This window comes from Nocardioides cremeus (assembly GCF_030518195.1).
Lineage (GTDB): Bacteria > Actinomycetota > Actinomycetes > Propionibacteriales > Nocardioidaceae > Nocardioides > Nocardioides cremeus.
Genome location: NZ_JAULSC010000027.1, coordinates 32,632 through 40,121 on the forward strand (window position 1 = coordinate 32,632; position 7,490 = coordinate 40,121).

A 7,490-nucleotide genomic window follows, 5' to 3' on the forward strand; every position below is an offset into this window, starting at 1 on the left:
GGTGACAGCCCAGCACGACGAGGCCGAGGGCGAGCGCCGCGCCTGGGCCTGGTCGGCCCACCTGCTCAAGGGCGGTACGACGCCCTGGTCGCGGTGGGCGGGCACCGGCGAGCGCACCGGGCGGGTGCTGCCCGGCGCCCAGCAGCTCGAGATGCTGCGCCGGCTCAACCTGGCCGCGCACGACCTGGGCGTGCGCCCCGAGCCCGCGCTGGCGCGGCGCGTGCTCGAGGCCAGCGCCCCCGGCCGCGGGCGCCCCGACCTCGAGCTGCTCGGCGCCGCCCCGCCCTCGCGCTTCGGCCCCGCCCCGGTCGACCCGGCGCAGCTGCCGGCCGACGAGCTGATCCGCGTCACCACCAGCCTGCTGGCCGAGGACCTGGTGGCCGCGCCCCTGCCCGGGGCCGTCCTGGTGCCGCCCTGGCGGCGCCCGGGCTCGCTGGTGCACCGGTGGCGCCCGCGCTACCGCCTGGTCGGCGACCCGTGGCGCGCCGACACCGCGCGCCGCCACCTCGTCGCGCAGGGCCGGCCGCCGGGCGGCCCCGAGCCGACCGTGCTGGTCCTCGGCGGGCCGCTCTCGACGATGCTGGTCGACCTGTGGACCGACCGGTCCTTCTCCACCGGCGGCCCGGTGCCGTCGTGGCGCACCTGGGTCGACACGGTCGTCGAGACGGGGCGGCTGGGCCGCGGCGCCGACCCGGTCGCCTCGGCCCGCCGCTGGACGGGCCGGGTGGGTGCCGACCGGGTGCGGGTGGTCCTCGACCCCGGCGCGCTGCCGGGCCAGGTCGGCGTACGCCGCGTGCCGCCGGCGCCGCTGCTGCCGGCCGACGCGACCGACCTGGCGCGCCGGGTCGGCGGCGTGCTGGGCCTGCTGGTCACCCCGGCCCGGGGGCGGCAGGTGCTGCGCCAGGTCCTGCTGCCGCGGCTGCTGGAGGCCCCCGAGCCGCTGCCGGGCGCGCCGCTGGGCGTCCCGCCCGAGCACCACCGCTGGGTGGTGCGCCGTTCGCGCCGGTTGCGCCACGAGCTGCTCGCGGCGCCGTACCCTGTCGTCGGCACGGTGCTGGGCTCGCCCGACGCGCTGCTCGACCACCCGCGCCGCCTGGCCGGCGCCGAGCCGGGGGAGCCGCACGACGACCGGGTGCTCGACCTGGCCGTGCGGATGCTGCTCGAGCACGCAGACCCACACCCCGCCCCACACGCAGCCACACACGCAGCCACACACGCAGACCGACCCAGGCAGGAGGACCGACCGTGAGCCGACGGGTCCTGCTGCACGTCGGCACCCCCAAGACCGGCACCTCCCACCTCCAGGACGTGCTGTTCCGCAACCGGGAGCGGCTGCTCGAGGCCGGCGTGCTCTACCCCGCCGACCGCTTCGACGCGCACTTCCTGGCCGCGCTCGACCTGATGCGGCTGCCCTGGGGCGGACTGGAGACCGAGGCCATCGGTGCCTGGGACGAGCTGGCCGCGAAGGTGCGGGCCCACGAGGGCACCGCGATCATCAGCCACGAGATCCTGGCCACCGCCTCGCGCAGCCAGGTCGGGCGCGCGCTGGCCTCCCTGGGCCACGACGACGGCACCGAGGTGCACGTGGTGGTCTCGGTGCGCGACCTGGTGCGCCAGATCCCCGCGGAGTGGCAGGAGAACGTCAAGCACCGCAGCACCATCACCTTCGAGCGCTTCCTGGCCGAGCTGCGCGACCCCGAGCGCGCCACCCGCATCGCCACCTGGTTCTGGGGGGTGCAGGAGATCCCCGAGATCCTCGACCGCTGGGGCCACGCCCTGCCGCCCGAGCGGGTGCACGTGGTGACGGTGCCGCCGCCGGGCGGGCCCCGCGACCTGCTGTGGCAGCGGTTCTCGCACACCTTCGGCCTCGACGAGCTCGGTGAGGTCGAGCTCGACCTCGAGGCCGAGCGGGCCAACCCGTCGCTGGGGGTGCCCGAGACCGCCCTGCTGCGGCGCATCAACAAGGCCGTCAACCCGGTGCTCGAGCCGCCCGACTACCGGCCGCTGGTGCGCGAGCTGCTGGCCCACCAGACGCTGTCGGCGCGCACCCGCTCGGCCCGGCTGGGGCTGCCGGCCGACGTGCACCCCTGGGCCGAGGAGCTCGGGCACGCCTGGGTCGAGGAGCTGCGCCGCCGCGGCTACGACGTGGTCGGCGACCTCGACGACCTCACCGGCGCCCCCGCCGCGCCGCACTGGGCCGACCCCGACTCGCCCCGCGAGAGCCAGGTGGCCTCAGCGGCGGTCGACGCGATCCGCGCGCTGCTGATCGACAACGCCCGGCTGCGCCACGAGGAGGCGCGGCTGCACGGCGAGGTCGACCACCTGCGCCGCGAGCTCGACGCCGCGCGGCCGGTGCAGCGGGCCAAGGAGCGCGCGCTGCGCGTCGTACGCCGCTCAGCCGCCGGCCGTGCGCTGCACCGGGCCTACCGGTTGGCCAGGGGCCGCAGCTCGCGCTCGGCGTAGCGCCCGATGCGCCACGTGGCGTAGCCGTCGGCGCCCATGCCCACGACGCCGCCCACCACCGGCACCCGGCGGGCGACCGTGACCGCCATCCGCTTGCCCAGGATGCGCGAGATGATGTCGTCGGCGACCGCCGAGGAGATGGCGCGGTCGAGGGCCTGGTCGGATTCCGGGCCGGTGGCCAGGTCGGCGGGGTGCGCGGGGATGGTGCCGGCCTTGACGAGGCGCTGCACGCTGTCCTCGCCGAGCAGGCAGACCAGGATCGCGTTGCGCACCCGGGGGTCGGCGAGGTCGTAGCCGCGCAGGTGCGCGATGCCCGCGATCATCCGGCACTGCACCAGCGCGAGGCCGGTGATGTTGGCGGGGATCGCGACGGCGGCGGTGACCACGCCGCCGATGTTGGTCAGGAAGCCCTGCGCGCCGGCGTAGCGCACGTGGTTCTCGATCACCTCGTGCACGCCCTTCTCGACGTCGCCGTGCTGCTCGCGCAGCTGCTCGTCGGCGGCGGCCGCGGCGGGCGGCAGCGGTCCGACCCCGCTGATGGCCCGGTTGAGCGCCTCGCGCACGAACGTCGACGTCACCCCGGGCGCCATCCCGGTCACCTTGGGCGCCAGACGACGACCGATCTGCCCCGTCAGGGCTCCACGCTTGCTCATGCCCCGATCGTAGGCAGGTCGGGCCGACGGCAAACCCCCCTCTGGGTCTGTGCCGGGGACCACTTGGTCGTTACCGTCGCCCGAGTGCCGATCGAACCCCCCGCCTCCCCGTGGTCGTTCGGCGAGCCCTCGCGCTTCGACGCGCGCGACGACCTGGTCGGAGTGGGCGCCGACCTGGAGCCCGGCACCCTGCTCTCGGCCTACCGCCAGGGGCTCTTCCCGATGCCCTCGGGCCACGCCGGCGACCCGATGTACTGGTTCTGCCCGGTGCAGCGCGGCGTGCTTCCCCTCGACGGGCTGCACGTCTCGCGCTCGCTGCGCCGCTCGGTGCGCGCCTTCGAGACCCGCGTCGACACCGCCTTCGAGCAGGTCCTCGACGCGTGCGCCGACCCGCGCCGGCCCTCGGGCTGGATCGACGACGACATCCGCGAGGCCTACCTGTGCCTGCACGACCTCGGCTGGGCGCACAGCGTCGAGACCTGGCGCGACGGCCGGCTGGTCGGCGGCCTGTACGGCGTCGCCTCGGGCGGGCTCTTCGCCGGTGAGTCGATGTTCCACCTCGAGACCGACGCCTCGAAGGTCGCCCTGGTGGCCCTCGTCGACCTGCTCGACGACGAGCACGCGGCCGATCGGCTGCTCGACGTGCAGTGGAGCACCGCCCACCTGGCCAGCCTCGGGGTCGTCGAGATCGACCGCGAGGAGTACCTGCGCCGCCTCGCGGTGGCGGTGGAGCTGCCGCCGCCGAAGGCGTTCGCCTGACCCGACCTGCCTCCCCATCCCCCAGGAGATCCCGTGCACGCGTTCCGCACCCTGACCCGCCCGGTCGGCCGCCCTGCCCTGGGCGTCGCCGCGCTGGCGCTCGTGCTCGGCGGCACCGTGGCGTGCGGCGGCGACGAGCCGCCCACCGAGCCCTCGGCCGCTCCGCAGGACGCCTCGCCGGAGGACTTCTGCGGGGTCTACGCCGACATCGAGGACAGCGGGGGCGACGACCTCGACGCCGCCAAGGACGCGGTCGACCGGCTGATCGAGGTCGGCACCCCCGAGGACATCCCCGACGACGCCCGCTCCGGCTTCGAGACCCTCGGCGAGCTGGTGCGCCAGGCCGACGCGCAGGACGACCTCGAGACGCTGGGGACCGACCTCGGCGAGCAGGTGCAGAGCGACTTCCTGGCCTTCATCGGCTACGTCACCCAGACCTGCGCCGACGAGCTCGACCTGCCCACCGAGGAGGACCTCGGCGAGCTCGACCCGCAGCAGCAGTAGGCACGAGCAGTCACTTTCGCACCACCGAGCAGTCGGTTTTGCACCCGGTCGAGGTGCGAAGGTGACCGGTGGATGGTGCGAACCTGACTGCTCGTGCAGCGCCGTTCAGGTTCCTCTCGGGATCGTGTGGCACCGTCGTGGGCTGCGCCGGGGCACCTGCCCCGTGCGCCCACGAACGGAAGGACCCCCCGTGAAGCACGCTCTCGCCCCCCTCGCGGTGCTCGTCGCCCTGACGGCCAGCGCCTGCGGCTCCGACGACGAGACGTCCGACGCGGCCAGCGACCCGACGACGTCGTCGTCGAGCTCCGCCTCCGCAGCCGGTGAGCCCGGCAGCGATGACGCGTTCTGCACCGCCCTGGTCGGCAACGGCGCCCTCGAGGACGGCTCCGACGTCGAGGCCCTCAAGGAGGGCCTGGCCGCCAGCGGCATCCCCGACGACGCTCCGCAGGACGCCTCGAAGGGGCTCGACGTCTACCTCGAGATCCTCGCCGAGATCGACACCGACGCGACCGCCGAGGACCTCGCGGCCATGGACGACTTCGACCTGTCGAAGGCCGAGCAGGAGCAGATGAACGCGCTCGTGCAGTACGCCGGCGCCACCTGCGCCGAGACCGCCGCTCCCGAGGGCGGCGCCGAGGACGGCACCGAGGGGGGCACCGACGAGGAGTCGCAGCCCGCCGAGGGGCAGGACGACTCCTCCGAGCAGTGAGCTAGACGACCTGGGGCGTCCGGCCGGTCTCGCTGACCATCGGCCGGCCGGCCGCCTCCCAGTCGAGCATCCCGCCCTCGAGGTTCACCGCGTCGTGGCCCTGCTGGCCCAGCCAGGCCACGGCCTGGGCCGAGCGGCCACCGATGCGGCACACCACGAGCACCTGGCCCCCGGGCACCTCGCCGACGCGGGCGCCGAGCTCGCCGAGCGGGATGTGCTGGGCGCCGTCGATGTGGCCGTGCTCCCACTCGGTCGGCTCGCGGACGTCGAGCACCGCGAGGCCCGGCGGGACCGGGTCGGGCACTCCCGCGACGTGGACGGTCGGGATCGTGGTCATGGGGTTCCTCCGGTGGACGACCCGCCCATCCTAGGACGGCAGCCGGGTCGTCGCGCCGTAGTCTCCGGACGTGACCCTCCGCGCCGGCGACGTCATCCCGCTGCGTGCCGCGGCGCGGGTGTGGTTCGCGATCTCCCTGCAGACCTTCGGCGGCCCGGCGGGCCAGATCGCGGTGATGCAGCGGGTGCTGGTCGAGGAGACCCGCTGGATCGGCCAGCAGCGCTTCCTCTTCGCGCTCTCCTATTGCACCCTGCTGCCCGGACCCGAGGCGCAGCAGCTGGCGACGTACGTCGGCTGGCTGCTCAACGGCGTGCGTGGCGCGCTGGTCGCCGGCGTGCTGTTCATCCTGCCGGGCGCCGTGGCGCTGCTGGTGCTCTCGGGCGTCTACGTCACCTACGGCGAGTCCACCGTGGTGCAGGCGCTCTTCCTGGGGCTCGCGCCGGCGGTGATCGCGATCGTGGCGCAGGCCGTCGTGCGGGTCGCCCGGCGCGCGCTGCTGCACCCGGCGCTGGTCGGCCTGGCCGTGGCGTCGTTCGGCGCGCTGGCCCTGCTCGGGGTGCCTTTCCCGCTCGTGGTCGCCGGCGCGGCGCTCGCCGGGTGGGTGCTGGGCCGGGTGCTGCCGGGGGTGGGCGAGCCTCCCGCCCGTCCGGCCGACGCGGGCCCGGCGCCCCTGATCGCCGACGACGCGCTGCACAGCGAGCCCCCGGGCGCCCGGCGCTCGGCAACGGTGCTGGGCGTGGGGCTGGTGCTGTGGGCGGCGCCGGTGGTGGCGGCGGCGCTGCTGCTGGGCCCCTCGAGCATCCTGGTCGACCAGGGGCTGTTCTTCTCCGGGGCGGCCCTGGTCACCTTCGGCGGCGCCTACGCGGTGCTGGCGTTCGTGGCCCAGCAGGCGGTCGAGGTCTACGGCTGGTTGGCCCCCGGCGAGATGGTGCGCGGCCTGGCCCTCGCCGAGACCACCCCCGGGCCGCTGGTGATGGTGGTCCAGTTCGTCGCGTTCGTCGGGGCCTACCGCGCGCCGGGCCCGCTGGACCCGTGGGTGGCGGCGGTCCTGGCCGCGCTGCTGACCACCTGGGTCACCTTCGTGCCCTGCTTCCTGTTCATCCTGCTGGGAGCGCCGTACGTCGAGCGGCTGCGTGGCAACCGTGCCCTGGCCAGCGCGCTGGCCGGCATCACCGCCGCCGTGGTGGGCGTCATCGCCCACCTGGGCCTCTACTTCGCGCTGCACACGCTCTTCGCCGCGACCGACGTCGTCGAGCAGGGCCCGCTGTCGCTGGAGGTCCCGCTGCTCGACTCGGTGCGCTGGCCCGCGGTGGTCGTCGCGCTGCTGGCCGCCGTGCTGGTCTTCCGGCTCGGCTGGTCGGTGCTGCGGGTGCTGGGCGTGTGCGCGGTCGTGGGGCTGGTGCTCGGGCTGAGCGTCGGCGTGGGCTAGGTGGTCACGTGCGACCTCGTACTTCAGCTGGTCTCTCGAAGTGTGAACAACCGCAAACACGGCTAGCACGGACTTCGGTGCGCAGCACCAGTGTCCGCTCATGCCGAGAAGACTTGGGCGGCGCCGTAGCCGAAAGGACCGAAGGGCAAAGGGTCGGCGTCAGCCCCGCGGGGACCTGGCGTCGCTCGGTCGTTCGGTCCTTCTGGCTACGGGAAGCAATCTCATGCCGCGATCCGCGCCTCGACAACGTCTCGCGACAGACCACACCGCGAGCACGGTGGTCGACTGAAGTGACTAGGTCGCTGACCAGCGAATGCGCAGGTTGAATGACCGTTGCGCAGGTTGGGTGACTGGTCGCACCGCGGCTCGGCACCCGGTGTGACCAGTCACTTAATCTGCTCATTGGTCACTTAATCTGCGCATTCAGGCTCAGCCGAGCCGTTGTCATCTTTGTTGAGCACCGGTTTCGCGGGTTTGTCACTTGAGTTGAACACCGCGTTTGGTCACTTCAGTTGAGCCCTGATCCACCGGCGGCGTCCAGCGGTGTGAGCGTGGCGTAGAACGAGGTGCCCTCTTGAGCAGGGAAGATGTCGATTGCGACGTCGAATCCACCTGTTCACGAGAGGCACCTCGTAA

Annotated in this window: 8 protein-coding genes; 6 read left to right on the forward strand and 2 right to left on the reverse strand. The window is 74.2% G+C overall.

The window, feature by feature from the left end:
• The first annotated feature begins 1 nt into the window (after position 1).
• A complete protein-coding gene (locus QWJ41_RS18955) occupies positions 2-1,249 on the forward strand; it encodes a hypothetical protein (RefSeq protein WP_302710056.1) in 1,248 nt (415 codons plus the stop codon).
• Positions 1,246-2,463, forward strand: coding sequence for a hypothetical protein (locus QWJ41_RS18960; protein ID WP_302710057.1), 1,218 nt, complete (start codon positions 1,246-1,248; stop codon positions 2,461-2,463). The genes QWJ41_RS18955 and QWJ41_RS18960 overlap by 4 nt, the downstream gene beginning before the upstream one ends.
• Here the strand turns inward: QWJ41_RS18960 and QWJ41_RS18965 are convergent.
• A complete protein-coding gene (locus tag QWJ41_RS18965) occupies positions 2,424-3,116 on the reverse strand; it encodes an EcsC family protein (protein ID WP_302710059.1) in 693 nt (230 codons plus the stop codon). The two genes, QWJ41_RS18960 and QWJ41_RS18965, sit on opposite strands and share 40 nt — an antisense overlap.
• 84 nt (positions 3,117-3,200) lie before the next feature.
• Here QWJ41_RS18965 and aat point away from each other — a divergent pair, with 84 nt between their 5' ends.
• The 3 genes from aat to QWJ41_RS18980 all read left to right on the forward strand — a co-directional run bounded on the left by aat (position 3,201) and on the right by QWJ41_RS18980 (position 5,088).
• Positions 3,201-3,875: a leucyl/phenylalanyl-tRNA--protein transferase gene (gene aat / locus QWJ41_RS18970; RefSeq protein ID WP_336623302.1), complete on the forward strand. Its 675-nt coding sequence runs from the start codon at positions 3,201-3,203 to the stop codon at positions 3,873-3,875.
• Between the two features lie 33 nt (positions 3,876-3,908).
• A complete protein-coding gene (locus QWJ41_RS18975; RefSeq protein ID WP_302710060.1) occupies positions 3,909-4,379 on the forward strand; it encodes a hypothetical protein in 471 nt (156 codons plus the stop codon).
• Between the two features lie 190 nt (positions 4,380-4,569).
• On the forward strand, positions 4,570-5,088 hold the full coding sequence (locus QWJ41_RS18980; protein WP_302710061.1) for a hypothetical protein: 519 nt from the start codon (positions 4,570-4,572) through the stop codon (positions 5,086-5,088).
• A gap of 1 nt (position 5,089) precedes the next feature.
• On the opposite strand, the gene QWJ41_RS18985 is transcribed toward QWJ41_RS18980, so the two are convergent.
• Positions 5,090-5,425, reverse strand: a complete 336-nt coding sequence (locus QWJ41_RS18985; RefSeq protein WP_302710062.1) for a rhodanese-like domain-containing protein — start codon at positions 5,423-5,425, stop codon at positions 5,090-5,092.
• A gap of 70 nt (positions 5,426-5,495) precedes the next feature.
• On the opposite strand from QWJ41_RS18985, the gene chrA reads away from it, so the two are divergent.
• Complete coding sequence (chrA, locus tag QWJ41_RS18990; RefSeq protein WP_302710063.1) at positions 5,496-6,854, forward strand: chromate efflux transporter; 1,359 nt, start codon at positions 5,496-5,498, stop codon at positions 6,852-6,854.
• The last annotated feature ends 636 nt before the right edge of the window (positions 6,855-7,490 follow it).

What these genes read in the sequence shown, in the direction of transcription:
- QWJ41_RS18965 (WP_302710059.1), bottom strand. Translation starts at nt 3,116, where the DNA reads ATGAGCAAGCGTGGAGCCCTGACGGGGCAGATCGGTCGTCGTCTGGCG.
- QWJ41_RS18985 (WP_302710062.1), bottom strand. Translation starts at nt 5,425, where the DNA reads ATGACCACGATCCCGACCGTCCACGTCGCGGGAGTGCCCGACCCGGTC.